The sequence below is a fragment of the Streptomyces violascens genome, from assembly GCF_014649955.1.
In the GTDB taxonomy this organism is placed as follows: domain Bacteria; phylum Actinomycetota; class Actinomycetes; order Streptomycetales; family Streptomycetaceae; genus Streptomyces; species Streptomyces violascens.
Window position 1 is genome coordinate 156,704 of record NZ_BMUA01000002.1, and the last position, 26,763, is coordinate 183,466.

General features: G+C 72.4%; 27 protein-coding genes and 1 pseudogene. 12 read left to right on the forward strand and 16 right to left on the reverse strand.

Going from position 1 to position 26,763, the window contains the following annotated elements:
- The first annotated feature begins 371 nt into the window (after positions 1–371).
- From IE206_RS05850 to IE206_RS05860, 3 genes are read left to right on the forward strand one after another with little or no spacing between them, the layout of a single operon-like run.
- The gene (locus tag IE206_RS05850; RefSeq protein ID WP_189961435.1) at positions 372–566 is read left to right on the forward strand and encodes a hypothetical protein; all 195 of its coding nucleotides are present in this window, start codon (positions 372–374) and stop codon (positions 564–566) included.
- Positions 559–1,287: a hypothetical protein gene (locus IE206_RS05855; RefSeq protein ID WP_189960933.1), complete on the forward strand. Its 729-nt coding sequence runs from the start codon at positions 559–561 to the stop codon at positions 1,285–1,287. The genes IE206_RS05850 and IE206_RS05855 overlap by 8 nt, the downstream gene beginning before the upstream one ends.
- On the forward strand, positions 1,284–2,546 hold the full coding sequence (locus IE206_RS05860) for a sensor histidine kinase (RefSeq protein ID WP_226598787.1): 1,263 nt from the start codon (positions 1,284–1,286) through the stop codon (positions 2,544–2,546). Before IE206_RS05855 ends, IE206_RS05860 begins: the two co-directional genes overlap by 4 nt.
- Positions 2,547–2,751: 205 nt before the next feature.
- Here the strand turns inward: IE206_RS05860 and IE206_RS05865 are convergent, their stop codons facing one another.
- On the reverse strand, positions 2,752–3,084 hold the full coding sequence (locus IE206_RS05865; RefSeq protein WP_189960934.1) for a MazG-like family protein: 333 nt from the start codon (positions 3,082–3,084) through the stop codon (positions 2,752–2,754).
- 108 nt (positions 3,085–3,192) lie between these two features.
- Between IE206_RS05865 and IE206_RS05870 the strand changes: the two genes are divergently transcribed.
- Positions 3,193–3,516, forward strand: a complete 324-nt coding sequence (locus tag IE206_RS05870) for a nuclear transport factor 2-like protein (protein WP_189960935.1) — start codon at positions 3,193–3,195, stop codon at positions 3,514–3,516.
- Between the two features lie 56 nt (positions 3,517–3,572).
- On the opposite strand, the gene IE206_RS05875 is transcribed toward IE206_RS05870, so the two are convergent.
- Positions 3,573–4,451 carry a PhzF family phenazine biosynthesis protein gene (locus IE206_RS05875; RefSeq protein ID WP_189960936.1) on the reverse strand — a complete coding sequence of 293 codons (879 nt, stop codon included), beginning with the start codon at positions 4,449–4,451 and terminating at the stop codon, positions 3,573–3,575.
- 84 nt (positions 4,452–4,535) lie between these two features.
- Entirely contained in the window at positions 4,536–5,306 is a 771-nt protein-coding gene (locus IE206_RS05880; RefSeq protein ID WP_189960937.1) for an SDR family oxidoreductase, read from the reverse strand.
- A 225-nt stretch (positions 5,307–5,531) separates the two neighbouring features.
- Here IE206_RS05880 and IE206_RS05885 point away from each other — a divergent pair, with 225 nt between their 5' ends.
- Together IE206_RS05885 and IE206_RS05890 are read left to right on the forward strand one after the other, a co-directional pair.
- Positions 5,532–6,869 carry a multidrug effflux MFS transporter gene (locus IE206_RS05885; protein ID WP_189960938.1) on the forward strand — a complete coding sequence of 446 codons (1,338 nt, stop codon included), beginning with the start codon at positions 5,532–5,534 and terminating at the stop codon, positions 6,867–6,869.
- 18 nt (positions 6,870–6,887) lie between these two features.
- Positions 6,888–7,907 (forward strand): small ribosomal subunit Rsm22 family protein, encoded by a 1,020-nt coding sequence (locus IE206_RS05890; protein ID WP_189961389.1) that lies wholly within the window; start codon positions 6,888–6,890, stop codon positions 7,905–7,907.
- Here IE206_RS05890 and ddaH read toward each other — a convergent pair whose 3' ends face one another.
- Entirely contained in the window at positions 7,908–8,807 is a 900-nt protein-coding gene (gene ddaH, locus IE206_RS05895; RefSeq protein ID WP_373300869.1) for a dimethylargininase, read from the reverse strand.
- A 258-nt stretch (positions 8,808–9,065) separates the two neighbouring features.
- Between ddaH and IE206_RS05900 the strand changes: the two genes are divergently transcribed.
- The gene (locus IE206_RS05900) at positions 9,066–9,803 is read left to right on the forward strand and encodes a bifunctional DNA primase/polymerase (RefSeq protein ID WP_053723912.1); all 738 of its coding nucleotides are present in this window, start codon (positions 9,066–9,068) and stop codon (positions 9,801–9,803) included.
- Positions 9,804–9,853: 50 nt separating this feature from the next.
- Here IE206_RS05900 and IE206_RS05905 read toward each other — a convergent pair whose 3' ends face one another.
- From IE206_RS05905 to IE206_RS42360, 5 genes and pseudogenes are all read right to left on the reverse strand, one after another.
- Positions 9,854–10,825, reverse strand: a complete 972-nt coding sequence (locus IE206_RS05905) for an SCO2278 family lipoprotein (protein ID WP_189961391.1) — start codon at positions 10,823–10,825, stop codon at positions 9,854–9,856.
- Positions 10,713–11,687, reverse strand: coding sequence for an iron uptake transporter permease EfeU (gene efeU, locus IE206_RS05910; RefSeq protein ID WP_189960939.1), 975 nt, complete (start codon positions 11,685–11,687; stop codon positions 10,713–10,715). The genes IE206_RS05905 and efeU overlap by 113 nt, the downstream gene beginning before the upstream one ends.
- A gap of 9 nt (positions 11,688–11,696) precedes the next feature.
- Complete coding sequence (gene efeB, locus IE206_RS05915) at positions 11,697–12,959, reverse strand: iron uptake transporter deferrochelatase/peroxidase subunit (protein ID WP_189960940.1); 1,263 nt, start codon at positions 12,957–12,959, stop codon at positions 11,697–11,699.
- A gap of 26 nt (positions 12,960–12,985) precedes the next feature.
- A complete protein-coding gene (efeO, locus tag IE206_RS05920) occupies positions 12,986–14,131 on the reverse strand; it encodes an iron uptake system protein EfeO (RefSeq protein WP_189960941.1) in 1,146 nt (381 codons plus the stop codon).
- A 119-nt stretch (positions 14,132–14,250) separates the two neighbouring features.
- Positions 14,251–14,466 (reverse strand): annotated as a pseudogene (locus IE206_RS42360) (hemin ABC transporter ATP-binding protein); the annotation flags it as partial.
- A gap of 55 nt (positions 14,467–14,521) precedes the next feature.
- On the opposite strand from IE206_RS42360, the gene IE206_RS05925 reads away from it, so the two are divergent.
- Entirely contained in the window at positions 14,522–15,196 is a 675-nt protein-coding gene (locus IE206_RS05925; RefSeq protein ID WP_189960942.1) for a PhzF family phenazine biosynthesis protein, read from the forward strand.
- A gap of 236 nt (positions 15,197–15,432) precedes the next feature.
- Here IE206_RS05925 and IE206_RS05930 read toward each other — a convergent pair whose 3' ends face one another.
- Positions 15,433–16,095, reverse strand: coding sequence for a biliverdin-producing heme oxygenase (locus tag IE206_RS05930; protein ID WP_189960943.1), 663 nt, complete (start codon positions 16,093–16,095; stop codon positions 15,433–15,435).
- A gap of 168 nt (positions 16,096–16,263) precedes the next feature.
- The gene (map, locus tag IE206_RS05935; protein ID WP_189960944.1) at positions 16,264–17,133 is read right to left on the reverse strand and encodes a type I methionyl aminopeptidase; all 870 of its coding nucleotides are present in this window, start codon (positions 17,131–17,133) and stop codon (positions 16,264–16,266) included.
- Between the two features lie 76 nt (positions 17,134–17,209).
- Between map and IE206_RS05940 the strand changes: the two genes are divergently transcribed.
- Positions 17,210–17,443 carry a hypothetical protein gene (locus tag IE206_RS05940; RefSeq protein ID WP_189960945.1) on the forward strand — a complete coding sequence of 78 codons (234 nt, stop codon included), beginning with the start codon at positions 17,210–17,212 and terminating at the stop codon, positions 17,441–17,443.
- A gap of 21 nt (positions 17,444–17,464) precedes the next feature.
- Here IE206_RS05940 and IE206_RS05945 read toward each other — a convergent pair whose 3' ends face one another.
- The gene (locus tag IE206_RS05945) at positions 17,465–18,763 is read right to left on the reverse strand and encodes an MFS transporter (RefSeq protein WP_189960946.1); all 1,299 of its coding nucleotides are present in this window, start codon (positions 18,761–18,763) and stop codon (positions 17,465–17,467) included.
- Positions 18,764–18,850: 87 nt separating this feature from the next.
- A complete protein-coding gene (locus IE206_RS05950) occupies positions 18,851–19,453 on the reverse strand; it encodes a hypothetical protein (protein ID WP_189960947.1) in 603 nt (200 codons plus the stop codon).
- A 97-nt stretch (positions 19,454–19,550) separates the two neighbouring features.
- On the opposite strand from IE206_RS05950, the gene npdG reads away from it, so the two are divergent.
- Both npdG and IE206_RS05960 read left to right on the forward strand, forming a co-directional pair.
- On the forward strand, positions 19,551–20,264 hold the full coding sequence (gene npdG / locus IE206_RS05955) for an NADPH-dependent F420 reductase (RefSeq protein WP_189960948.1): 714 nt from the start codon (positions 19,551–19,553) through the stop codon (positions 20,262–20,264).
- A gap of 117 nt (positions 20,265–20,381) precedes the next feature.
- Positions 20,382–20,558, forward strand: a complete 177-nt coding sequence (locus IE206_RS05960) for a hypothetical protein (protein WP_189960949.1) — start codon at positions 20,382–20,384, stop codon at positions 20,556–20,558.
- On the opposite strand, the gene IE206_RS05965 is transcribed toward IE206_RS05960, so the two are convergent.
- Positions 20,542–21,345 carry a site-2 protease family protein gene (locus IE206_RS05965; protein WP_189960950.1) on the reverse strand — a complete coding sequence of 268 codons (804 nt, stop codon included), beginning with the start codon at positions 21,343–21,345 and terminating at the stop codon, positions 20,542–20,544. The two genes, IE206_RS05960 and IE206_RS05965, sit on opposite strands and share 17 nt — an antisense overlap.
- A gap of 183 nt (positions 21,346–21,528) precedes the next feature.
- Between IE206_RS05965 and IE206_RS05970 the strand changes: the two genes are divergently transcribed.
- Positions 21,529–24,825, forward strand: coding sequence for an AfsR/SARP family transcriptional regulator (locus IE206_RS05970; RefSeq protein WP_189960951.1), 3,297 nt, complete (start codon positions 21,529–21,531; stop codon positions 24,823–24,825).
- A gap of 13 nt (positions 24,826–24,838) precedes the next feature.
- Here IE206_RS05970 and IE206_RS05975 read toward each other — a convergent pair whose 3' ends face one another.
- Positions 24,839–25,693: an ABC transporter permease gene (locus IE206_RS05975; protein ID WP_189960952.1), complete on the reverse strand. Its 855-nt coding sequence runs from the start codon at positions 25,691–25,693 to the stop codon at positions 24,839–24,841.
- Positions 25,690–26,745: an ATP-binding cassette domain-containing protein gene (locus IE206_RS05980; RefSeq protein ID WP_189960953.1), complete on the reverse strand. Its 1,056-nt coding sequence runs from the start codon at positions 26,743–26,745 to the stop codon at positions 25,690–25,692. The genes IE206_RS05975 and IE206_RS05980 overlap by 4 nt, the downstream gene beginning before the upstream one ends.
- Positions 26,746–26,763 lie beyond the last annotated feature (18 nt).

A 26,763-nucleotide genomic window follows, 5' to 3' on the forward strand; every position in this document is an offset into this window, starting at 1 on the left:
GGCGGCGCGGGACCGACGTTAGCGTGATGACAGCGTGTTGATCTATCCCTACCAGCCAGTCATCTTCGGATTTCGTTGTTCGGTTGGCCGGATCTCACCTGCTGCGCGGACGCCCGGGGCCTCCCTGTGCCGGTGGCCCGCGCCTTCCGCCCGACGCCGGGTCACGCGCCTTCCGCCCGGCGATCTCACGGCACCGCACCCCTCCCACCTGCCCATATCACCCCACGTCATCACCCGCTCATCCTCCGTGTGGCGGAACGGGACCCGCGGTCGTACCGTGATCTCTGCGGTACCGACCGGAAGCCCGCGCTCCATTCGAGGCGGCGGGGATGCCGCACAGTTCGGCTCGGGGACACACGAGGTGAAACGCCGTGTCTTCCTTTCACTTTCCCGTGATGCTGGCGCTCGCAGCGTGCGCCTTCTTCCTCTGCCGCAAAGGAGGCACGAAAATCTCCCACGCGCTCGTCTGCGCCGGGTTCGGGTTCTATCTCGCCGATACGGCCGTCGCCCCCTCGGTGCACACCGCGCTCAACTCCGTCACCGGCATGCTCGGGCAGCTTGGCTGAGCGCGCGGGTCCCGGCCGCCGCCGCGTGCGGCGGCTCCTCCTGGCCGGCTGCCTCGTCGCCGTACTGACGGGCTGCGCGGACATGGAGGGGCTGCACCGTGACGGGGCGGCGGCGAGCGTGGCCCCGCCGGAACCGCTGTGGCCGCAGTCCCGGCCCTCCCCGGCCGGCCCCGAGCAGCAGCGCGGCCGGCCCTTCGCCGTGCCCGGCATCGCGAAGGTGGCCTCCGGCGACATGCGCGACGCCGACCCGCTCGCCGTCGTCAAGGCCGACCTCACCGCCACCGAACGCGAGGACCGGGGCACCGGCCGGCTCGTGGACCGCCGGGCCGCCGAGCGGGTCGCGGGCTGCGTCCGGGCCGCCGGGTGCGGGGTGCGCGAACCGGTGCTGCGGGACCTGACCGACGACGGACGGGCCGAGCTGATCACCGCCGTCGACATCGACGGCCGGGCCAGCGAGATGCGGGTCTACCACGTGGTCGACGGCAGCGTGACCCGGGTCTTCTCGCGGCGCGCGGTCCTCGAAGGCGTCGAACTCGCCGCCGGGCACCTCGCCATCCGCGAACCCACCTCCAACGACCGGTTCGTCTACGTCTCGCACTACGGCTGGGACGGCAGGATGATGGCCCTCATCGAGCTCAAGCTCGACACCTGCCGCGCCCTCAAGCAGACTTCCGGCCTCCCCTGCGTCACGCCGTCGCCCGCACCCGGCGGCCCCTCGTGACGGCCTGGCAGGAGCGGCTGCGGCCGGGCTGGACGTACGGCCTGCGCTGGAAGATCGTGCTCACCGTGGCCGGGGTGGCCTGCGCCGTCGCCGCGATCCTCGGCGTTCTCGTGCACAACGTTCTGACCCGCCAGCGGGTGGACGAGGTCCGCAAGGAGGCGCGGCAGAGCCTGGACGCCGCGCTCAAGGAGTACGCGTACGGCACCGAGACCACCGACGGACACGCCGCCATCCTCGACTCCGTTCAACTCCCGGGAGAGCTGCGGGAGTTGGCGATGAGCGGCGAGCGCGGGCTGATGGTCGGCAAGCAGGACGGCAAGGCGGTCATGTGGGCGGCGGCCCCGGCCGGCGGGCACGTCCTCGCGGTGTCCATCCCGTACGCGGGCACCCGCGACCACCTGCGCCAGATGGACACCGCGATCCTCGGCTCCGCGCTGCTCGCGGCGGGCAGCGTCACGCTGGCCGGGACCTATTTCGCCGGGCGGATCAGCCGGCGGCTGCGGCACACGGCCACCGTCGCGCGCCGGATCACCGAGGGCGACCTCGACGTGCGCACCGGCATCCCGCCCGGAGGCAAGGCCGCCGAACGCGACGCGGTGACGGCGGTCGCCGTCGCCCTGGACTCGATGGCGGCCTCTCTGCAACGCCGTCTGGAGTCGGAGAAGCGCTTCACCGCCGACGTCGCGCACGAGCTGCGCACCCCGCTCACCGGGCTGCTGGCCGCCGCCGGGCTGCTGCCCGAGGGGCGCCCCAAGGAGATGATCAACGACCGGCTCAAGGCGCTGCACACCCTCACCGAGGACCTCCTGGAGATCTCCCGCCTCGACGCGGGCGCCGATCAACCCGAGCTGGCCGAGCACGAGTTGGGCCCGCTGGTGGAGCGCGCGGTCCGCGCCACGGCGCTGGACTGCGAGGTCCACGTCGTAGGCGACGCGACCGTACGCACCGACCGGCGCCGGCTCGACCGGATCCTCGCCAACCTCGTCGTCAACGCCCACCGGCACGGAGCGCCCCCGGTGACCCTCACGGTGAACGGCCCGGTCGTCGAGATCCGCGACCACGGACCCGGCTACCCCGCCGAACTGATCGACAGCGGCCCCCAACGCTTCCGCACCGGCGACCCCGGCCGGGGAAGGGGCCACGGCCTGGGCCTGACGATCGCGGCGGGCCAGGCTGAGGCCCTGGGCATCGCCCTGCGCTTCTCCAACGCCCCGACGGGCGGCGCGGTGACAACCCTGCGCTTGCCGGAGGCGCCCTGAAGAGGCGCGGGGCCCTGACATGTGCGGCTTCGCCGCGTGGGCGCGAGCGGTGGTGCCGGGTGCCCTACAGGGGCGCGGGGCTGTGACATGTGCGGCTTCGCCGCGTGGGCGCGAGCGGTGGTGCCGGGTGCCCTACAGGGGCGCGGGGAACCGCGCGACCAGCCCCCACCGGCCCGCGGATGAATACTCGCACCCCGCAAAGGGCTCAGCCGCTGCCGAGCGACCGCCGGGCCACCTTGGCGAGGTGGGCATCGAAGACCCCTTCCGCGTCGGGAGTAAGGGTGGTCAAGGCAACCATCGCCGTGACAATGACGTCGCAGAGCTCGGCCTGGACATCCTGCCAGCTGTGCGAAACCCCCTTGCGAGGGTTCTGCCCGGTCGCCCCGATGACCGCCTGTGCGACCTCCCCCACTTCCTCCGACAGCTTCAGCATCCGCAGCAGCGTCTGCTGCTCGGGCGGTACGGGGCTCTGCTCGGTGAGCCAGGCGTGCAGCGCGGTGACCGTGGGCCAGGGGGAGTTCCAGGTGGCGTCGTCCATGCGTCCACGGTGCCATCCGGCGGAGCACCGATGGCGCACCGGGGCGAGGTGGGATGTCCTGGGGTCCTGGGGGGGCGAAGCGTTCCGTACCGACCGGGAGAGAAGACCGTGACCATCGCCCTCGACAAGCTGACCGAACCGGCCGTCCGCGCCTTCGTCGGCGCGCTCAACTCCGGTGACCGCGAGGCCTTCGCCGCCGCCCTGACGCCCGGGGCCACCATGTCCGACGACGGTTCGGACCGCGACGTCGCCGACTGGACCGAGCGCGAGATCTTCTCCTCCGGCGGCCACATGGACATCGAGAAGCAGACGCACGACGGGCTCGGCCTGGTCGCCAACTACCGCAACGACACCTGGGGCGAGATGCGCACCTCCTGGCGCTTCACCGTCGACGGAGGCAAGGTCAGCCGCTTCGAGACCGGCCAGGCCTGACCCGCCCCGGGTTCACGCGCCCCGTGCGACAGCCGCCAGGCCCGACCCGCCCAGGGTCAGGAAGGGATCCGCGCACCCGTCCCGCTCACCCCCACCCGCGTGTCACCCGCACGCAGCGTCACGGTCAGCACGCCGGGGCGCCCCAGGTCTTCACCCTGATGGAGCGTCAGCTCCGACTCCTGGGCGACCAGGCCGAGTTCACGCGCGTACGCCCCGAACGCGGCCGCCGCCGCGCCCGTCGCCGGGTCCTCGACGATCCCGCCGACCGGGAACGGGTCGCGGACGTGGAAGACCGACTCCGAGGCGCGCCACACCAGTTGGACGGTGGTGAGGTCGAGGCGGTGCATCAGCGCCGTGAGCCGGTCGAAGTCGTAGGAGAGGTCCGCGAGGCGCTCGCGGGTGGCCGCGCCGAGGACGAGATGGCGGGCTCCGGCGAAGGCGATCCGGGGCACGATCGCGGGGTCGAGGTCCCCGGCCGGCCAGTCGAGGGCGGCCAGCGCCTCGGCGAGATCCTTCTCGTCGACGGGCTCCGAGTGCGGCTCGACGCTGGTCAGAGTGGCGCGCAGGCCCCCGCTCGCCGCGTTCTCGGCGACGGTCACCGGGACCGTACCGGCCGGGGTCGCGAAGGTCAGCTCCCCGGTGCCGATCCGCTCGCCGAGCGCGATCGCCGTCGCCACCGTGGCGTGCCCGCAGAACGGCACCTCGGCCTGCGGGCTGAAGAACCGCAGCGTGAAGGCCCGCCCCGGCTCGCCGAGCCCCTCCGGCGGCGCCGTCAGGAACGCCGACTCGCTGTAGCCGAGCTCGGCGGCGATCTCCTGCATCCCGGCGTCGTCGAGGCCCGAGGCGTCCAGGACGACCCCGGCCGGATTGCCCCCGGCGGGGTCGGCGGAGAAGGCGGTGTAGCGGAGGATCTCGGGCTGCGCGTTGTTCGTCATGACCGCCTCAACTGCCCTGCTGGACCGCCTATTCCGGCCACCCGGGAACGGCTCGGCCCCGGCTTGAAACGGGGCGGCCCGGTCTCAGCCCCGGCCGATGTACGGCATCGCCGTCGCCAGCACCGTCGCGAACTGGATGTTCGCCTCAAGCGGCAGCTCCGCCATGTGCAGCACCGTCCGCGCCACGTCCGCCGCGTCCATCACCGGCTCCACCGCCAGCTCCCCGTTGGCCTGCGGAACCCCGGTCTGCATGCGCTGCGTCATCTCGGTCGCCGCGTTGCCGATGTCGATCTGCCCGACGGCGATCCGGTACCGGCGCCCGTCCAGGGACAGCGACTTGGTGAGCCCCGTCATCGCGTGCTTCGTCGCCGTGTACGCCACCGAGTTGGGCCGTGGGGCGTGCGCCGAGATCGAGCCGTTGTTGATGATCCGGCCGCCCTGCGGATCCTGCTCCTTCATGGCCCGGAACGCCGCCTGCGCGCACAGGAACGCGCCGTTCAGGTTCACGTCGACCACCGAACGCCAGGCCTCGTACGACAGGTCCTCGACCGGCACCCCGCCGGGCCCGAACGTCCCCGCGTTGTTGAACAGCAGGTCCACCCGCCCGTAGGCATCCCGGGTCGCGGCGAACAGCGCCCCGACCTCATCCGCAGAGGTCACATCCGTGCGGACGCAGAGCACGTCGGCGTCCTTGCCGGCCAGCGCCGCGGTCTCCTCCAGGGCCTCGGCACGGCGCCCGGCCAAGGTCACCGACCAGCCCGCGCCGGCCAGCGCGAGCGCCACGGAACGGCCGATGCCGGACCCGGCACCGGTCACGACGGCAGACTTCTGGGGCTTGGGCGAGGTGATGTCCATGAGCCCGGAGCGTACGGGAGGGGCTCGTGCGTGAGACGGCTCGTCCGCGATGTGGAGCCGTCTGCCACTCATGGGGGAGCCGCCCGCCCTTCACGGGGGAGCCGCTTGCCGCTCATGGGGGAGCCGTGTGACCCGTCCCTCCTTTCCCGTTCCTCCCGAGTGGTCCCGTCACCCGGGTCCGGCTGAGAACATGGTTATTCGATTCAACTTTCAGGAGTGAAAGCGATGCCGGAGCGCGGGGGCCAGGACACCCAGGGCCACATAACGACCACGGCCGACGCGAAGGCGCCCGGTGCCGCCGCGACCGCCGCCGTCCGCCGCACGAGTCTCCTGGTCACGCTGGTGCTCGGCGGGCTCACCGCGCTCCCGCCGCTCTCCATGGACATGTACCTGCCGGCTCTGCCCGAGGTCACCGACGCGCTGCGCTCACCCGCCGCGACCGTCCAGCTCACCCTCACCGCGTGCCTGGCCGGCATGGCGCTCGGCCAGCTCGTCGTCGGGCCGATGAGCGACAAGTGGGGCCGCCGCCGGCCGCTGCTCATCGGCATGGTCGTGTACGTCCTGGCCACCGTGGTCTGCGCCTTCGCGCCCAACGTCGGACTTCTCATCGGCTTCCGCCTTTTGCAGGGTCTGGCCGGCGCCGCGGGCATCGTGATCGCGCGCGCCGTGGTGCGCGACCTCTACGACGGCGTCGAGATGGCCCGCTTCTTCTCCACCCTGATGCTGATCTCCGGCGTGGCCCCCGTGGTGGCCCCGCTGATCGGCGGACAGGTGCTGCGGCTCACCGACTGGCGAGGCGTCTTCGTCGTGCTGACCGTGATCGGCGTGCTGCTCACCGCCGTCGTGTGGAAGTGGCTGCACGAGACGCTGCCCGCGGACCGGCGGCACTCCGGCGGCGTCGGCGAGGCCCTGCGCACCATGGGCGGCCTGCTCAGGGACCGGGTCTTCACCGGCTACATGCTCGCGGGCGGTCTCGCCTTCGCCGCGCTGTTCGCCTACATCTCCGCCTCCCCCTTCGTGGTGCAGGAGATCTACGGCGCCTCCCCGCAGACCTTCTCCCTGCTGTTCGGCCTGAACTCCGTCGGCCTGGTCGTCGTCGGCCAGATCAACGGCAAGCTGCTCATCGGCCGGGTCAGCCTGGACAAGGCGCTCGGCTTCGGGCTCGCCGTCATCACGCTGGCGGCAACCGCGCTGCTCCTCATGACGTCCGGGGTGTTCGGCGAGGTGGGCCTCGCGCCGATCGCGGCCGGCCTGTTCGTGCTGATGTCGGCGATGGGTCTCGCCATGCCGAACACCAACGCCCAGGCCTTGATGCGCACGCCGAACGCGGCCGGTTCCGCCTCCGCGCTGCTTGGCACGTCCTCGTTCCTGGTCGGCGCGGTCGCATCGCCGCTGGTCGGCATCGCGGGCGAGGCGACGGCCGTGCCGATGGCGGTCGTCCAGCTCGCCTCGGCCGTCGCGGCCCTGCTCTGCTTCCTGCTCCTGTGCCGGCCCTGGCAGCGCAGGGGCGAGTCCCCCGCCGCGGCGGCCGGAGCGTCCGGAGACCCGGCGCGGCAAAAGTAGACTCCCCCGGTGAACCCGGTGAACCACTCCCTCCCCGTCCCGGACGTCCTGCGCTCGGCGCTCGCCGGGCTGCTCGACGGTCTTCCCCCCTCGCAGGCCACGGGCGCCGTCGACCGGCTGATCGGCCACTACCGCGGCGTCGTCCCCACCCACGCCCCGGTGCTGCGCGACCGCTCCGACGTCGCCGCCTACGCCGCGTACCGGATGCCCGCCACCTTCGAGGCGGTGCGCTCCGCGCTCGACGCGTTCCGGGACGCGTCGAGGTCGTGGACGCCCGCCACGCACACCGACATCGGCGGCGGCACCGGCTCCGCGAGCTGGGCGGTCGCCGAGGCCTGGGAGGACGCGGACACCCCCGTGGCCACCACCGTCCTGGACTGGGCAGAGCCCGCGCTCGCCGTCGGCCGCGAACTCGCCGAGGCCTCCGGGCTGCCCGGCCTGCGCACCGCCCGCTGGGAGCGCGCCCGCATCGGCTCGGCCCTCACCCTGGAGCGCGCCGACCTCGTCACCGTCTCGTACGTCCTGAACGAGCTCACCCCCGACGACCGCCGCACCCTGATCGACACGGCGGCCGCGGCAGCCACCGGCGCCGTCGTCATCGTCGAACCCGGCACCCCCGACGGCTACGCCCGGATCATCGAGGCGCGCGACCGGCTCATCGCGGCGGGCCTGCGCGTCGCCGCGCCCTGCCCGCACAGCGCCGCCTGCCCCATCGAGCCCGGCACCGACTGGTGCCACTTCTCGGCCCGGGTCAGCCGCTCCTCGCTGCACCGCCAGATCAAGGGCGGTTCACTGGCGTACGAGGACGAGAAGTTCAGCTACGTCGCCGCCACCAGGTTCACCCCCGAACCCGCCCCGGCCCGGATCGTCCGGCGGCCGCAGATCCGCAAGGGGCAGGTGCTGCTCGACCTGTGCACGGCCGAGGAGCAGCTGCGCCGCGAGACGGTCAGCAAGCGGCACGGGACGCTGTACCGGGCGGCCCGGGATGCCGAGTGGGGCGACCCCTGGCCGCCCCACTCCGCTCAGTCGCCCTCCTAGTCAGGAACGGATTTCCTGGGTGCAGCACTTCACGCTGCCGCCGCCCTTGAGCAGCTCGCCCAGGTCCATGCCGATCGGCTCGTACCCGCGGGCCCGCAGCGGGCCGAAGAGACCGATGGCACCCTGGGGGAGCAGGACGTGGTGCCCGTCGCTCACCGCGTTGAGCCCGAGCGCTGCCGCGTCCGGCTCCTCGGCGATCAGCGCGTCCGGGAACAGCCGGGCCAGCACGGCCCGGCTGCCGGCGGAGAAGGCCGGCGGGTAGTACATGATCTCGTCGGCCGAGTCGTCCAGGACGCACAGGGCCGTGTCCAGGTGGTAGTAGCGCGGGTCGACGAGATCGAGCCCGATGACCGGGCGGCCGAAGAACTCCTGGGCCTCGTCGTGCGAGAGCGGACTGGACCGGAAACCGCGTCCGGCCAGGAGATACGAGTCGGTGACGGCGAAGTCGCCCTCGCCCTCGTTGATGTGCGAGGGCTCGTGGACGGTGGTGAAGCCGTGCGCCCGGAACCAGTCGAGGTGGACCTCGGCCTCCGCCGCGCGCTCGGGATGCGCGAAGCGGGCGCCAAGGACCCGGTTGTCGATCACGGTGGCCCCGTTGGCGGCGAAGACCATGTCGGGCAGCTCGGGGCGCGGGTCGAGCAGCTCGACGGTGTGGCCGAGCGAGCGGTAGCGGTCGCGCAGGTCCTCCCACTGGGCCAGGGCCAGCGGCAGGTCGACCGGCTTCTCGGGGTCCATCCAGGGATTGATGGAGTACGTGACCTTGAAGTGTGCCGGTGGGCACATCAGATAGCGCCGGGGTCGGGCGGTTCTCTGCGTACGGACGTCACGGGCTTCACGAGGCAATGAGGGCTCCTCACGGGCGACTTGGGCCGCACGAGTGCGCGGCCGCGTGCAGCCCATGGTCCGCCGTGACGGGCGTCCGCGCAGTGAACCGTCCGGGTATTTTTGCCCGGCCCCACCCCTGGGGGCCGCGGGCCGCCGAATCGACCCGCCCTGCTCACGTCGACGCCGTCCGATGGTCACGGGCGGGTCATGTCACACACCCCGGATGTCCGGTGCGGTCACCCGGGGAGCAGGATGGTGGGACGATGTTCCTCGTGGACAAGAGTCCCTAGTGGATGAAAGTCCCTCGGGGTCGACGGTGAGGTGAGGGGATAGATGGGCGCTGAGTTCGGCCGTTCCCGCGGCGAGGAGAGCAAACTGTCCCGCTGGCTGCGCAGGCGGCCCAAGGACGCTCCGGGCGCGGACCAGGGCCGGCTCGGCCTGCTGCTGGCCGTGGCCGCCGCAGACCTGCCCCTGGCGCCCGCCGCGTACCCCGTCGGCTACTCGTGTTCCTGCGAGCGGATGGGCTGTCCCACGCCCGCCCGCCACCCCGTCTCCTTCGCCTGGCAGACGCAGTCCACCACCGACCGCGCGCAGATCGAGCGCTGGGCGCTCGGGCAGCCCGAGGCCAACTTCATCACCGCGACCGGCATGGTCCACGACGTGCTCGACGTACCGCTCGAAGCGGGGCGCGAGGCGCTGGCCCGGCTCCTGTCCGAGGGGATCGACGTCGGGCCCGTCGCCGAGGCCGCCGGTGACGGCGACCACGGGCGCATGCTCTTCTTCACCGCGACCCGGGGCACGCCCGAGGACGAGGACGAGTGGTGGCCCTGTGAGCTGGACTGCCACCCCGAGACGATGGACGAGCACCCGGGGCTGCGCTGGCACTGCCGGGGAAGCTACGTCCTCGTGCCGCCCGCGCGGCTGCCGGGGGAGCTCGAGGTGGGGTGGGTCCGGGGGCCGGAGCACGCGCTGGTGGATCCGCTGACGTTGCTGGAGGCGTTGACGGATGCGTGTGCGCGGTATGCGGGCGATGCGGGGCCCCACGCGGCAGCCTGGCCGCTGGGCAGGTAGCCCGGCCCTGCCGTTCGGCTGCCTGGGGCGGACCCCCGCCCCGCGGAGCGCTACTCCCCCTTCACTCCCACCAGCCCCTGCACCCGGTTCGCCACGACGACGGGGCCCTGGGGCGGGACCAGGGCCAGTTCGTTCGAGATCCACTCCCTTGTCAGGGAGGACGTGACCTGGCCGGTCAGCAGGGCCTTCTCGTCGGGGGAGATGTCCAGGCGGACCCCCTTCGCGGCGGTCTGGCGCTCGAAGTGGCGGGCCGCGAAGAAGACCAGGGCGCGGTCGTCCGCGGTGCGCAGGCCCAGCGGGGCGAAGTCGCCCCCGGTCAGGGGCTGGTCGAGGAACTGGCTGATCCGGCCGGACCGTACCGCGTTCTTCTGGCGGGCGTCGCGCCAGCCGCTGGTGTGCTCGCCGGCCGCGAACACGGGCGGCTTGCCGTCCTGGAGGTAGGAGGCGTAGTCCGCGCTCAGGTCCTTGGGGGCGACCGCGAGCGAGGGGTCGTCGGGGCGTACCGGCTCGGCCCAGCCGTCCTTGTCCGTCTTGAAGGCGGGGACGTCCTTGACGCCCAGGATGGACAGGTAGGCCAGCTTCCACACCTGCTCGGGGCCGTTGCGTATGAACAGCAGCAGCCAGCGGGTGTCGTTCGGGCCCTTGTCGTCCTGGTCGCGGTTGGAGTCGGTGTCGGCGACGAACCAGCGCGGCCAGCCGGCCTGCTTGGGGATCGTGTACGTGGCGTCCGTCAGCCGCAGTTCCGAGTGCCGGGCGTTGCCCGCCGGATTCGTCACGTGTGCCGCCGTGAAGCCCGCCTGCGTGGTGGCGCCGAACGCGCCGGTGACCCGGCCCGCGTCCAGGGCCGGGTCGTACGCCTTGTCCGCCTTGTTGTAGGCGTCGGTGAACGCGGTGAGCGCCTCGGCGGCCTCAGCCTTCGTCGCCGACGGTACGACTTCCCGCTCCCCGTGCACCGTCACGCAGCCGCTCGCGGTCACCGTCAGTACGGTCGCCGTCGCGAGCCCCGCCGTCAGCCGACTCACCCTGCTCATGAACCGCCTTCTGCCCCTCGACCCTCGTAGTCCCCACGGACTTCCGGAACCCTACCGGGGCGAAGAAGAACACGAGCGTGGGGATCAGGTACAGGACCCAGACCGAGACCTGGACGACGGTCGGGTCGGGCTGGAAGTTGAAGACGCCCTTGAGCAGGGTGCCGTACCAGCTGTCCGGCTCGATCGTCGAACTGATGTCGAAGGCAAGCGAGTTGATGCCCGGCAGGAAGTCCGCCTCCTGGAGGTCGTGCACCCCGTACGCGAGGACGCCCGCCGCGACGACCACCAGCATGCCGCCGGTCCAGGTGAAGAACTTCGCCAAGTTGATCTTCAGGGCGCCGCGGTAGAACAGCCAGCCCAGGAACACCGCGGTGGCGAGGCCAAGGAGGGCGCCGATCATCGGCTGGAAGGTGCCGTTGTCGGAGCCGGCCGCGTGCACCGAGGTCCACACGAACAGCGCGGTCTCCAGGCCCTCCCGGCCGACCGCCAGGAACGCGGTCGCGACCAGCGCGCCGGTGCCCATCCGCAGCGCCGAGTCGAGCTTGCCCTGGAGCTCGGTCTTCAGGTGCCGCGCGGTGCGCCGCATCCAGAACACCATCCAGGTGACCAGGCCGACGGCGATGATCGACAGCGAACCGCCGAGCGCCTCCTGGGCCTTGAACGTCATCTCCTGGGAGCCGAATTCGAGCCCGGCGCCGAACGCGAACGCCACGAAGACGGCCACCGCCACGCCGATCCACACGGGCTTCAGGGCGTCGCGGCGGTCGGTCTTCACCAGGTACGCGACCAGGATGCACACGACCAGGCTTGCCTCGAGTCCCTCGCGCAGGCCGATCAGATAGTTGGCGAACATGTCTTCCTCTCAGCCGAAGAGTCCCCGGCCCCACCAGTCGTCCTTGTCGCGGACGCCCGGCGGGACCGCGAAAATCGCCGAACCAACGTGCTGGATGTATTCGTTGAGCGCGTCATGGCGGGCCAGGGAGCGCTGGAGGGGCAGGAAGCCCTTGCGGACGTCACGCTGGTAGGCCAGGAAGAACAGGCCCGCGTCCAGGCGGCCGAGGCCGTCCGTGCCGTCCGTGAAGGAGTAGCCGCGGCGCAGGATGCGTACGCCGTCGTTGGAGTCGGGGTGCGCGAGGCGGACGTGCGCGGTCGGCTTCATCGCCTTCAGGAACGGCTCGTCGCGCTCCTTGGCCTTGCCGACCGGCGCGCCCTCGCCCTTGTCGCGGCCGAAGACGTCCTCCTGCTCCTGGAGCGAGGTGCGGTCCCAGGTCTCGATGTGCATCCGGATGCGGCGGGCCACCAGGTAGGAGCCGCCGGTCATCCAGTCGCTGCCGTCCTTCGCGCCGACCCACACGTGGTCGTCGAGGGCCTTGGCGTCGGTGCCCGAGATGTTCCGGGTGCCGTCCTTGAAGCCCATCATGTTGCGCGGGGTCTGCGCGTCCGGCGTCGTCGAGGACGTCTTGCCGAAGCCGAGCTGCGACCAGCGGATGGCGACCTTGCCCATGCCGATGCGGGCCAGGTTGCGGATCGCGTGCACCGCGACCTGCGGGTCGTCCGCGCAGGCCTGCACGCACAGGTCGCCGCCGCTGCGCGCCGCGTCCAGGTTGTCGCCGGGGAACTGCTCGATGTCGACGAGCGCCTCGGGCCGCTTGGCCTCAAGGCCGAAGCGGTCCTTGGCGAAGAGGGAGGGGCCGACGCCGAACGTCAGGGTCAGCCGGCACGGCTTGAGGCCGAGCGCCTCACCGGTGTCGTCCGGCGGCGCCTCGGCGAGCCCGCCGTAGGCGCCCTCGCCGACCGGCTTGCCCTCGGTCATCGCGGCGGCCGCCGCCGTCCAGTCCTTGAGGAGCTGGACGAGCTCGGCGCGGTCCTTCGTCGTCACGTCGAACGAGGCGAAGTGCAGCCGGTCCTGGACGGCGGTGGCTATGCCGGCCTGGTGGGCGCCGTGGAAGGGCACCGCGGCGCCCGTGTCCGCGGCGGGCACCGCGTCGCTGCCGCCGTCCTTGACGACGGCCACGGCACCACCGGCCGCGGCCGCGCCGAGCGCGAGCCCTGCGCCGCCCCACCCGAGGAGTGCCCGGCGCGACGGGGCCCTGCCGGGGCCGGCGGTCTCGGTCGTTTCACTCATGACGGATCTCCTCCTGGCTCCGGGCGTTACTTGGTGACGGCGGCGGCGAGCTTGGACAGCGGCTCGGCGAGCGCGTTCACCGTGTCGGAGAGCTGCTTGCGGTCGCTCGCGCCGACCTTGTCGTACGCGGTGAAGTCGTAGGAGTTCTTGTCCGTGCGGTACTTGTCGAGCAGCGTGTTCAGGGCCGCGAACTGCTTGTCCAGCTCGGTGGCGAGCGCCGGGTCGTTCTTCGAGGCGACCGGCTTGAGCAGCTCGTACGCCTTCTGCGCGCCCTCGACGTTGCCCTTGAAGTCGGACAGGTCGGTGTGGCTGTAGCGGTCCTCCTCACCGGTGATCTTCCCGGTGGCGACCTCGTCGAGGAGTTCCTTGGCGCCGTTGGCCATCGAGGTCGGGGTGATCTCGGCGGTGCCGACCCGCTTCTGCCAGTCCGCCAGGTCCTTGTCGAGCTCGGTGGCGAGGTCCTTCTCGTCCTGGCCGATCTTGTTGTCGGCCCAGAGCGACTTCTCCAGACGGTGCCAGCCGGTCCACTTCTGGCCCTTCTCCAGGCCGTCCTCGCGGGTGTCCGTCTTCGGGTCGATGTCGCCGAAGGACTCGGCGACCGGCTCGGTGCGCTCCCAGCCGAGGCGCGAGGGGGCGAACGCCTTCTTGGCGGCCTCCACGTCGCCGGCCCGCACCGCGTCGGTGAAGACCTTGACCTTGGGCAGCGTCTCGTCGGCCTGCTCCTGCGCGTACTTGCGGTACTCGGCGACGGCCGTGTCCAGCTGCGGGTTGCGCTTGACGGCGGTGCCGCCGGTGACGTCGACCTTCTGGCGGATGCCGTCGCCCTTCATGCCGGGCTTGCAGGCGACCTCGTAGGAGCCGGCCTTGACCTCGGCGGTGAGCTGCTGCTTCAGGCCGGGGCCTATGTTCTCGCGCTCGGCGACGATGCGGTCGTCCGGGAAGAGCAGGTAGACCTCGGTGACCTTGGAGCCCTTGTTCTCGATGTCGAACTTGACGTGCCCGGCCGGGAACTCGGTCTTCGAGAGCTTGCAGGAGCTGTCGGTGGCGGTCACCTGGATCGCGTCACCGGCGCCGCCCGACTTGGCGTCGCTCTTGTCGGCGCAGCCCGTGACGGCGGTCAGTGCCGCGACGGCAGCTGCGGCGGTGACTACGGAGGTACGGACGGGTCGCATGCGGGCTCCACGCTGGGTTCAGGGTCGACGGGTCGACTGAGGCGGACCTAACTTAACCGAGCCTTACCTGGCCGATACCCACTGGGTGCGTGATTCAGCTCTCACCGGTCACGGCAGGGTCACGGATCACGCCGGGGCACCAGCAGTGGCGTGCCCCTGCGGGGATGCGCGAGCACCTCCACGGGCTGCCGGCAGACCCGGCCGATCAGCTCCGCGTCAAGCACCCCGCGATCCGCCCGTCGTGCAGTACGGCGACCCGGTCCGCGTGCGCCGCCGCAAGGCCAAGGTCACGAAGGGACGACCACGACGGCGCCCCGGGCCTGAACCTCTCGACAGGCAGGGGTGCACCCCGACCGGGAGGTCGGCCCTGCCGCCTGCTTCAATCCGCGTGTGAGCGAGAGAGACGTACTAATCGACGTGCTCAGGGTCTTCTGCGGCCCCGACGGCCGGCACGGCAACGCCCTCGGAGTGGTGCGCGACGGCGCGACCGTGCCCGGCGAGGGGGCCCGGCAGGAGCTGGCGCGTCAACTCGGCTTCAGCGAGACCGTGTTCGTGGACGACCCCGAGCGCGGCACGGTCGAGATCTACACCCCGGGAGTGCGCCTCCCGTTCGCCGGCCACCCGGTCGTCGGCGCCGCGTGGCTCCTGGACCTGGACGTCCTCGAACTCCCGATGGGCGACATCTTCGCCCGCCAGGACGGCGAGTTCACCTGGATCACGGCCCGAGCCGACTGGGCCCCGCCACGTACCCTGCGCCAGTACGCCTCGCCGGCCGAGGTGGACGCGCTGACGGTCCCGGAGCCGGGGGAGTGGATATACGCCTGGTCCTGGCAGGACGAGGCGGCAGGCCGAGTAAGGGCCCGCGCCTTTCCCGGCCGGGGCGACGGAATCGACGAGGACGAGGCAACGGGAGCGGCGGCCCTGCTCCTCACCCAAACCCTGGGCCGGGCCCTGAACATCACCCAGGGCCGGGGCTCCCAACTCCTGACGGCCCCGGGCCCGGACAACACGATCGAACTAGGCGGCCGGGTACTCCTGGAACGTGCCGTGAGCCAGAGCCTTTAGGGAGCGGGGCTGCGACATCGCGCGGCCCCGCCAACGGGTCCCGGGCGCCCTGCACGGGCGCGGGGAACTGCGCGAGCAAGCACGTACGGCCCGCGGGGACATGGGGTTTGAGGGGCGCGGGGAACTGCGCGAGCACCACGCACGGCCCGAGGCCGAAAGAGGGTTCAGGGGCGCGGGGAACTGCGCGAAAGCCCCCGACCACCCCGCGCCCAGAACCCCGCCCCCCCCGCGGAGCGCTACGCGCTGGCCCGGAACAACTCCCCCAGCTCCCTGAACACAGCCGTGTTCAAAGCAAAAGCCCGCTTGCACTCCTCGACAACCCGCCGCCGCTCCAGCTCATCCGCACGCAACGCGTCGAGCAGAACGCGATAACCCCGCTTGAACGCCGCCGGGTTGGCGATCCCCTCGAAGACGTAGAACCGTACGCCGTCGCCCTTGCGGGCGAACCCCCACGTGCGCTCCGCCTTGTCGCGGATGATCTGCCCGCCCGACAGATCACCGAGGTAGCGCGTGTAGTGGTGCGCCACATACCCGGCGGGCCAGGTCCGCGCGCACTCGGAGACGCGCGCCGCGTACGCGGCCGTCGCGGGCAGCGGGCTCGCGCCGCGCTGCCAGTCGGCGCCGCGCAGGTGGGCCAGGTCCCGTTCCAGCGAGGCCGTGCGCATCAGCTCGGGCTGTATGAACGGCCCCGCCACCGGGTCGTCGGCGAGCGCACAGGCGCCCTCCTCCAGGGCCCGGTACACGAACCAGAGCTGCTCGGTGTAGCGGGCGTACGCGTCGACCCCGAGCCGGCCGCCGAGCAGGTCGCCCATGAACGTCGACGTCTCCGCCTCCGTGTGCTGCTCGTGCGAGGCAGTACGGATGAGGGTGGAGAACGGCGTGGTCGCAGTGGTGGTCAAGGCGCGCCTCCGGGGACCGAGGGGTGCGGGAACCAGTATGATCGTCTCAAGTTAGGCTTACCTAAGTCAACTGGTTCCCGACGTCCTGTCGGTAAAAACGTACCCGGTGGGGCCGGGGTGCGACACCCGATCGAAAAATCCCGCCCGGCCCGGAACTGCGGCACAGGGCTACGGCAGCGTGAGGATCTCCGCGCCCGTCTCCGTGACCACCAGCGTGTGCTCGAACTGGGCCGTGCGCCTGCGGTCCTTGGTGACGACCGTCCAGCCGTCCTCCCACATGTCGTACTCGTGGGTGCCCAGAGTCAGCATCGGCTCGATGGTGAAGGTCATGCCGGGCTTGATCACGGTGGTCGCGTGCGGGGCGTCGTAGTGCGGCACGATCAGGCCGGAGTGGAAGGCCGTGCTGATCCCGTGGCCCGTGAAGTCCCGCACGACGCCGTAGCCGAAGCGCTTGGCGTACGACTCGATGACCCGGCCGATGATGTTGATCTGGCGGCCGGGCCGGACCGCCTTGATCGCGCGGTTGAGGGACTCCCGGGTCCGCTCGACGAGCAGCTTGGACTCCTCGTCGACGTCGCCGCAGAAGTACGTGGCGTTGTTGTCGCCGTGCACGCCGCCGATGTACGCGGTGACGTCCAGGTTCACGATGTCGCCGTCCTTCAGGACGGTCGAGTCGGGGATGCCGTGGCAGATGACCTCGTTGACCGAGGAGCACAGCGACTTGGGGAAGCCGCGATAGCCGAGCGTGGAGGGGTAGGCGCCGTGGTCGCACATGAACTCGTGCGCGACCCGGTCGAGCTCGTCCGTCGTCACCCCCGGCGCGATGTGCTTGGCCGCCTCCTCCATGGCCCGCGCCGCGATCCGGCCGGCGATCCGCATCAGCTCGATCGTTTCGGCGGTCTGCACTTCGGGGCCGTCGTACGGCGTGGGCATGGGCTTCCCGACGTACTCGGGACGCCGGATACGACCCGGGACGGAACGGGCCGGAGAGATCTCCCCGGGCACGAGCAGGGACTGCGACTTCGGCTGGCCAGACATGCCGGCGAGTCTATCGAGCGGGTGTGGGGCAGCATGGCCTTGAGGTCCCGGCCACCGTCCCAGGGAAGAGGCACCCATGGCTCTGTTCAAGAAGCGCACCGTCGGCAAACCCGGCGAGTGGTTCTACTGCCTGGTCCACCACAAGGTCGAGGAGGGCCCCGAGTGCCCGGCCAAGGACCGCTTCGGCCCGTATCCGACGCGCGAGGAGGCCGAGCACGCGATGCAGAGCGCGCAGGAGCGGAACCTGGAGTGGGAGAACGACCCCAAGTGGCACGACAAGTCGGCGCCGCAGGACGGCGGCACCGACTAGGCCCGCCCCGCCGGGCAGGTGCTAGGCCGCCGTCGTGGTGGGCCGGCCCGCCGCCCGGCGGCGGGCCGCGTCCTCGTCGGTCGCCGAGTCGTAGGTGATCAGCTCGGACAGCGCCGCGGCGAGCAGTCCCACCGCCGCCACGCAGGCCACCCCGCCCGACCACACCGCCGCCCTCGTCCCGGTCCAGCCGGCCATCGCGCCCGCCCGGACCTGGCCGAGCTGCGGGCCGACGCTGTACGAGAGCACCTCTATGCCGGCCAGGCGCCCACGCAGCTCCTCGGGGATGGTCTGGTTCCAGATCGTGGAGCGGCCGAGGCCGCTCAGCATGTCGCCGGCGCCCGCCACCGCGAGACAGGCGAGCACCAGCCACACGTTGCCGAAGAGACCCGCCCCGGCCATCGCCGTCCCCCAGACGACCGCCCCGACCACCACGAACAGGCCGTGCCGCCGCACCCGCGAGGTCCAGCCGCTGGTCAGGCTGAGCAGCACCGAACCGACCGAGCCCGCCGCGTACATCAGGCCCAGCGACCAGTCGGCGCCCAGGCTGTCGGCGAGGAACGGGAAGATCGCGTTCGGGAAGGCGAAGAACATCGCGGCCAGGTCGATCGCGTACGTCCCGAGCAGCACCGGCCGCGACCACGCGTAACGCGCGCCCTCCGCGATGCCGCGCAGCGAGGGCTTCTGGGCGTCGTGGGCCGGCGGAGCCGGGGTCAGCCGGGCGCACAACACCACCGAGACGGTGAAGGTGCCGATCGTGGTGGCGTACGCCGTCGCCGTGCCCGCGTACGCCACCACCAGGCCCGCCAGCGACGGCCCTGCGATCGCGCCGAGCTGCCAGCGCAGGGCGTTGAGCGCGGCGGCCGCCGGCAAGTGGTCGTGCGGCACGATCCGGGCCATCAGCGAGTCGAGCGCCGGGCGCTGCAGACCGGCGAGCGCCGAGACGCCCGCGGCCACCACGTACAGCGGCCAGAGCACGGGGTTCGGGAGCAGCGCGTTGACCAGCAGGATCAGCGCGAGCAGACCGAGACCCGCCTCGGTGGCGAGGATCACCTTGCGGCGGTCCACAGCGTCCGCGAGGGCGCCGCCGTACAGGCCGAAGAGGACCAGCGGCACCAGTTCCACCGCGCCCATCGCGCCCACCGCGAGCGGTGAGTCGGTCAGCTCCTTGATCTGGAGCGGCAGCGCGACCATCGCCATGAAGCTGCCGAAGTTGGTGATCAGGCCCTGTACCCAGAGCAGCCGGAAGTCGGCCGAGGCCCGCCAGGGGGCGAGGTCGGGCAGGATCGAGCGGAGTCGGGACGCGGGAAGTTCTTCGGGCACGAGCGGCCATGCTCCGCACCCGCGGCGCCGGAGGCAAACGAATTAGCGGTGCGCGCGCGATCCCGCCGAGGACTCACGGACGCCCGCTCACCAGCGTCCCGGCGGCGGCGCCGTCAGCTGGTCGGCGAGCCGGCTGAGCCGGTCGCGCAAGCGGCGCGGGCCGCGCTGCGGGGGCAGGGTGTTCTCGCCCGCGGCGGCGCTGACCAGGTGCTGCACGGTGTCCAGGTCGAGCTCGGCGTCCGGGGCCACCGTCAGGGACTCGTGGACCAGGCCCCGCACCTCGCGGTCGCCGCCGTCCAGGGCGAGCACGGTCGCCCCCGCCCGGCGGGCGTCGTGGACGCGCTCAAGGAGCCCGTCGGCGGGCCGCTCGGGCGCCACCACGAGCAGCGTCTCGCCGCGCCGGGCCGCTTCGAGACGGCCGAGCCCGACGGACAGATGGGGCGGCCCGCAGGGCTCGACGTGGTGGCGCACCAGCGTCGGGCTCAGCTCGGGAAGCCCCGACCAGGCCGCCTCGTCGGTGAGGTGGGCGGCCAGGTGCCAGGGCTCGTACCGCTCGGTGCCGACCAGGAGCAGCCCGCCGCCGTGCGGTACGACGGACGAGCGGAGCACGCCCGCGAAGCGGCGGGTGGCCCGCAGCCACTCCGTCCCGGCGAGCACTTCCCGCAGCAGTGCGACCCGTACGGCATCCATGGCCGGCAGCCTGCCGCATCCGGCCCGCGCGCGGGGGCCGAACCGGGCTTCGTCATCCGGACGAAGGGCCCCGCTACGGCCGAGTAGGGTCGCCCTCATGACTTCCACTGACAACGCCGGTAACGCATCGAAGCCCGCTGTGAAGGACCCCTGGGAGCTTCCGGACGTCTCCGGCCTCGTCGTCGGCGTGCTCGGCGGCACCGGCGACCAGGGCCGCGGCCTCGCCTACCGGCTCGCCCGGGCCGGCCAGAAGGTGATCATCGGCTCGCGCGCCGCCGAGCGGGCCCAGGCCGCCGCCGACGAGCTCGGCCTCGGCATCGAGGGCGCCGACAACGCCGAGTGCGCGCGGCGCAGCGACATCGTGATCGTGGCGGTGCCGTGGGACGGCCACGCCAAGACGCTGGAATCGCTGCGCGAGGAGCTGTCCGGCAAGCTCGTCGTCGACTGCGTGAACCCGCTCGGCTTCGACAAGCAGGGCGCGTACGCCCTCAAGCCCGAGGAGGGCAGCGCCGCCCAGCAGGCCGCCGCCCTGCTGCCGGACTCCCGGGTGACGGCCGCCTTCCACCACCTGTCCGCGGTGCTGCTCCAGGACGCGTCCATCGAGGAGATCGACACGGACGTGATGGTGCTCGGCGAGGTGCGCGCCGACACCGACCTCGTCCAGGCCCTGGCCGGGCGCATCCCCGGCATGCGCGGCGTCTTCGCGGGGCGGCTGCGAAACGCCCACCAGGTGGAGTCGCTCGTCGCCAACCTGATCTCGGTGAACCGCCGCTACAAGGCGCACGCGGGGCTGCGCGTCACCGACGTCTGAGGACGGCGGGGCATGGTGGACACTGGACGGGCGGGTGCGAAGGCGCCCGCCCGTCCGCTTTCACCGTTCCACCCCGTTCGACCTGAGTGCCGAAGTACCCGACAGGAGCCGACCTCCATGCCCCGCCTCGCTCTGTACGCCCTCGTCGTCTGTGTCCTCGCCGTTGTCGCGGCCGTGGTCTCCTTCGCCCAGGGCAGCTGGCTCGGAATCATCTGGGTGCTGCTCGTCGGACTCTCGTCCAACATGACCTGGTACTACGTGCGCCGGGGCCGCGCCGCTAGCCCTGCGGAGTGAGCGAGAGGCTCGGCAGGTCCGGCCAGAACTGGTAGAGGCTGCGGCCCGTCGCCGCGTCCAGGTCGGACACCCCGAGCCCGTCCAGGATCGCGTAGACCAGCCGGAAGAACTCCTGGTTGATCTCGGGGACCCAGAGCAGCGCGAACACCGCGAGCAGGCCGAACGGCGCGAACGGCTCGGCCTGGCGGCGGGCCGAGTGCGACAGCCACGGCTCGATGATCCCGTACCCGTCCAGGCCCGGCACCGGCAGGAAGTTCAGCAGCGCCGCCGTCACCTGGAGCAGTGCCAGGAACGCCAGCGCGTTGCGGAAGTCGGCCGGCACCCCGTCGAGCGCGTGCAGCCAGAACGGGGCCGTGCACACGATCGCGAACAGGACGTTGGTGAGCGGGCCCGCCGCCGAGACCAGGCTGTGCTTCCATCGGCCCCGGATCCGGCCCCGCTCGATGAACACGGCGCCGCCGGGCAGACCGATGCCTCCCATGATCACGAAGATGACCGGCAGCACGATCGACAGCAGCGCGTGCGTGTACTTCAGCGGGTTCAGCGTGAGATAGCCCTTGGCGCCGACCGTGATGTCCCCGCCGTGCAGCGCGGTACGGGCGTGCGCGTATTCGTGCAGGCACAGCGAGACGACCCAGGCGGACGTCACGAACAGGAACACCGCGAAGCCGCGGGACGAGGCGTAACTCGTCCACACCGCCCACCCGGAGACCGCCATGACGGCGACGATCCCGAGGAAGACCGGGCTGATCCGCCGGTCGTGGTGGCGGGAGGTCGTGGTGGCCATGCCGTGGGCTCCAGTGGCTGGTGGGACGGTCGAGCGGGACGCGCCCGACCGTACAGGGGCCGGGCGCCCGTGTCTGGATTCCGTCCGGATCGGACGCGGGCTCCGAGCGTCAAACGTCCCGGGACGGGGCGGGAGTTCCGCACCGCGAGCCCCGGTCCCTGCCGTGTCGATGACAATGGGGGCGTGCGCTACCGGATTCTCGGCAACACCCAGGTCCACCACCTCGACGGCAGCCCCGTCGCCCTCGGCGGTGCGCGGCTGCGCGCGCTCCTGACGGTGCTCGCGCTGCGGCCGGGCCGGGCCGCCCCGGTGGGCGTCCTCGTCGGCGAGGTGTGGGGCGGCGAACCGCCCGCCGACGCCCCGGCCGCGCTCCAGGCCCTGGTCGGCCGGCTGCGCCGGGCGCTCGGCCACGACGCGGTCTTCTCCGCGGACGGCGGCGGATACGGGCTGGCCGCCGAGGCCGACGACATCGACCTGCACCGCTTCGAGCGGCTCGCCTCCGACGGCGCCCGCGCCCTGGAGGAGGGCGACCCGGCGAAGGCGGCGGCCCTGCTCGACGACGCGCTCGCGCTGTGGGCGGGCCCCGCACTGGCCGACCTGCCCGACCCCGGCGCCCTCGCCTCCCGCGCCGAGGCCCGCAGGCTCGACGCCCGGCGGCTGCGGCTCGCCGCCGCCCTCGCGCTCGGCCGGGCCGGGGAGTCGCTGGCCGAGCTCGCCGCGCTGTGCCAGAGCCACCCGTTCGACGAGCCGCTGCACGCCCTGCGCATCCGGGCGCTGCGGGCGGCGGGCCGCCCCGCCGAGGCGCTCGCCGCGTACGAGGGTGTGCGCGCCACGCTCGCCGAGGAGCTCGGCACCGATCCCGGGCCGGAACTGCGCGCCATCCACGCCGAGTTGCTGAACCCGGCGGCCGTTCCCGCCCCGGCGCCCGCCGCCGCCCCGGTGCACGGCAATCTGCGGGCCCGGCTCACCTCGTTCGTCGGGCGCGAGGCCGAGCTCGCGGACATCCGCGGCGACCTCGAAGGCGCGCGTCTCGTCACCCTGCTCGGGCCCGGCGGGGCCGGCAAGACCCGGCTCTCGCAGGAGGCCGCCGACGGTGCCGCGGCGTGCTGGCCGGACGGGGTGTGGCTGGCCGAACTCGCGCCCGTGGACGACCCGGCCGGGGTGCCCGCCGCCGTGCTCACCGCGGTCGGCGCCCGCAAGACGGTGCTGCACTCGGCGGGCGCCGAGGAGCTCAGGGCCGCCGACCGGCACGCGGACGACCCCGTGGTCCGGCTCGCCGAGCACTGCGGGCCGCGCCGCATGCTGCTGCTCCTGGACAACTGCGAGCACGTGATCGGCGCCGCCGCCGAACTCGCCGAGTACCTCCTGGCCCGCTGCCCGCACCTGGTCGTCCTCGCCACCAGCCGCGAACCGCTGGGCGTGCCGGGGGAGTTGGTGCGTCCCGTCGAGCCGCTGCCCGCGCCGTTCGCGCTGCGGCTGCTCGCCGAGCGGGGCGCCGCGGCCCGGCCGGGCTTCCGCGTCGAGGACGATCCGGACGCCGCCGCCGAGATCTGCCGCCGCCTGGACGGACTCCCGCTCGCCATCGAGCTGGCCGCCGCCCGCCTCCGCATGCTGACGGCTCGCCAGATCGCGGACCGGCTCGACGACCGCTTCCGCCTGCTCACCAGCGGCAGCCGTACGGTGCTGCCGAGGCAGCAGACCCTGCGGGCCGTCGTCGACTGGTCCTGGGACCTCCTGGAGGCGCCCGAACGCGCGGTGCTCGGCCGCCTCGCCGTCTTCGCGGGCGGCTGCGACCTGGCGGCGGCCGAGGCGGTGTGCGCCGAGGACGACGGCCTCGACGCCCCGGACGTACCCGCCGTGCTCGGCTCGCTCGTCGACAAGTCGCTCGTCGTGGCCGCGCCCGACGACACCGGCGAGATGCGCTACCGGCTGCTCGAAACCGTCGCCGAGTACGCGACGGAGCGGCTGGAAGCCGCCGGGGACCGCGGCGCCGCCGAGCGCCGCCATCTCACGCACTACCGCGAATTCGCCCGCCGCACCGACGCCGCCCTGCGCGGCCCCGGGCAGCGCAGGGCGATCGACGCCTTCGAGCGCGAGTACGAGAACCTGCGCACCGCGCTGCGCCGCTGCGTCGCGCTGCGCGACGAGGAGGAGGCGCTCTGCCTGGTGCACGCCCTGTTCTGGTACTGGCAGATGCGCGACCTGCGCGCCGAGTCGCGCCACTGGGCCAAGGAGGCGGCGGCCCTTGGGCCCGACCCGTTCGCGCCGCCCGTGACGCCCGCGCCGCCGGTCTTCGTCCAGTGCACGGACTCCCCGCCGCCGCTCGACCCCGAGGTGCTCCAGGAAGCCCGGCGCGGCGTGCGGCTCGTCCAACTGGCCGCCATGGACCACGAGATGGACCAGTGGACGACCCCGGAAGCCGCCGAGCGGCTCCGCGCGATCACCTCCGCCTACCGCCCCGGCCTGCCGCAGACCTGCCGCATGCCGGGCTCGCTCTGGTTCTTCCCCGTGGTGCTCACCGGCGACCAGGCCCGGCTGAAGGAGGTCCTCGACGTGACCGTCGAGGCCAGCGCGGAACTCGGATACGAGTGGGAGCTGGCCGCAGCCCTCCAGATGCGCGCCAACGTCCTGGCCAACCGGACCGAGTGGGCCGGTGACGCCACCGCCGACGCCGACGCCGCGCTCCTCATCTTCCGGCGCCTCGGCGACGCCTGGGGATCGGCCGAGGCACTGGGTGCCAGGGGCGAGGCGCGTGAGAAGCGGGGCGAATTCGGCCGGGCCGCCCAGGACTTCACCGCCGCCCTGAGCTACGCCGAGCAACTCGGCGCCCAGGCGCAGGTCACCCTCCTCAAGGCGCGGCTCGCCTCCGTCCTCCTGGAGATGGGGGAGGGCGAGCGCGGCGAGGCCATGCTGCGCGAGATCCTCGCCGACGGGAACCGGGCAGGCGTCGAGGCGCGGCCCGCGGCCCGGCTCTTCCTCACCATGTGGCTCGGCCGCACCGGCCGGTTCGACGAGGCGCGCGAGCAGTCCGAGGTGATGCTGAAGGAGTTCAGCTCCGCCAACCTCGTGCTGTTCGAGGGGTTCGTCCTCGGCGTGCGGGCCTGGCTGGACAACGCGCAGGGCCGGTACGCCGAGGGGCTCGCGGGCGCCCTGGTCGCGCTCGACCGGGCCCAGGGGCCGCTCTCGCGGATGGTCGCGCCCGAGATGATCGCCGTCCACATGCTCACCGCGGCATGCGCGATCGCCGGACTCGGCGGCCTCGGCAGCGGCGAGGACGCGGCCCGGCTGGTGGGCGCGCACGACGCGTTGCTCCCGGCGGGCCACTTCCTGGCGCCCGTGCAGGTGGAGCAGCGGGCCGAGGCCGAGCGGGCCGCCCGCGCCCTGCTCGACGACGCGGCGTACGAGGCCGCGTACGCCGAGGGCGGCGGCCTCTGCGTGGAGGAGGCCACCGCCGTGGTGCGACGCGATCGCAAGAGCTGACGTACCGTCAGGATCAGGTGCGCTTGCGGAACTTGGCGACCGCCAGCGGGGCCATCACCAGCGTGATGCCCACCGACCAGGCAAGGGTCATCAGCGCGGAGTGGGCGACCGGGCCGCCGGTCATCAGGCCGCGGGCCGCGTCCGCGAGGTTGGACAGCGGGTTGTAGTCGGTGAACGACTGCAGCCAGCCCGGCATCGTGGTCGGCTTGGCGAAGATGGACGAACCGAACTGCAGCGGCATCAGCACGAGCATGGCCACTCCCTGGACGGCCTGGGCCGTCTTCATGGTGAGTCCGAGCAGGATGAAGATCCACATGAGGGACGCGCCGAACGCCAGCGACAGGCCGACCGCCGCGAGCAGGCCCCACACCGAGGTGCTGATGCTGAGGCCCAGGATGAAGCCCATGATCAGCAGGATCGTGGTGGCGACCAGCATGCGGCCGACCTCGACGACCATCTTGGCTATGAGGACGGACGACCGGGCGATGGGCATCGTCCGGAAGCGGTCCATCACGCCCTTCTTGAAGTCGTCGTTGACGCCGGTGCCGACCGCCATCGCGATGTTCAGGCCCATCATCGCCATCAGGCCGGGAACCAGGTAGTTGACGTACGCCTCCTGGTTGCCGCTGCCGAACATCGCGCCGCCGAAGACGTACACGAACAGCAGGATGAAGATGATCGGCATCAGGACGGCGTCGAACATCGACTCCGGGTCGGCCTTGATCTGGAGCATGTTGCGGCGCGCCAGGGCGCCGATGTGGCGCAGGTTCGCGCGCATCCCGATCCGTACGTCGTCGGACCCGGTGGTCCGCCGCGGGCGCGAAGGGGTCTGCTGGGCAGGCGCTTCGACAGTGGTGGTGGTGCTCATGCCGCGACCTCCTCGGTCTCACGGTGGGTGTCCTGGGCGGCGCCGGTCTTCTGGCCGGTGATGGCCAGGAACACCTCGTCCAGGCTGGGAAGGTGGGTGCCTATGTGGGCGATGCCGTAACCGCGCGCCCCCAACAGGCCGACGACGGCGGTCAGTTGCTCGTCGCTGAGGATCGGCACGTTGAGCACGCCCTCGTCGGGGATGACCTGGGTGCCCGCACTGTGTCCGTAGAGGAAATGGGCGTCGAGGCCCGCCTCGGTGACGGCCCGAGCCATCGCGCCCAACTGGTCGGGGTCGGTGGGCCGGATCTGCAGGGTGCGGCCGCCGACCTTCGCCTTCAGCTCGTTGACCCCGCCGTTGGCGATGACCTTGCCGTGGTCGATGACGGTGAGCTCGCTCGCCAGCTGCTCGGCCTCCTCCATGTACTGCGTGGTCAGCAGCACGGTGGCGCCCTCGGCGACCATCCGCCGCACTTCGTCCCACACCTCGTTGCGGGTGCGCGGGTCCAGGCCCGTGGTCGGCTCGTCCAGGTACAGGACGGCCGGGTGGCCGATCATGGAGGCGGCCAGGTCGAGCCGGCGCCGCATGCCGCCGGAGTACGTCATCGCGGGGCGCTTGGCGGCGTCGGTGAGCGAGAAGCGCTCCAGGAGCTCGTCCGCGCGGGAGCGGGCGTCCTTGCGGGACAGGTCGAGCAGCCGGCCGATCATGTAGAGGTTCTCGCGGCCGGACAGCTTCTCGTCGACCGAGGCGTACTGCCCGGTCAGGCCGATGGTGCGGCGCAGCTGGCGGGGCTGCTTCACCACGTCGAAGCCGGCCACGGTCGCGCTGCCGGAGTCCGGCACGAGCAGGGTGGACAGGCAGCGGACGAGGGTGGTCTTGCCGGCGCCGTTCGGTCCGAGGACACCGAGCACGGTGCCTTCGCGGACGTCCAGGTCGACGCCGTCCAGCGCCTTGGTGTCGCCGAAGTGCTTCACCAGCCCCCGTACGGAGACGGCGGTGCCGGCGGCAACACCGGCCCCGCTGTTCATGGGCTTCTTGTCGATTCGCGTCATGTCCACCAAGGTGCCAGC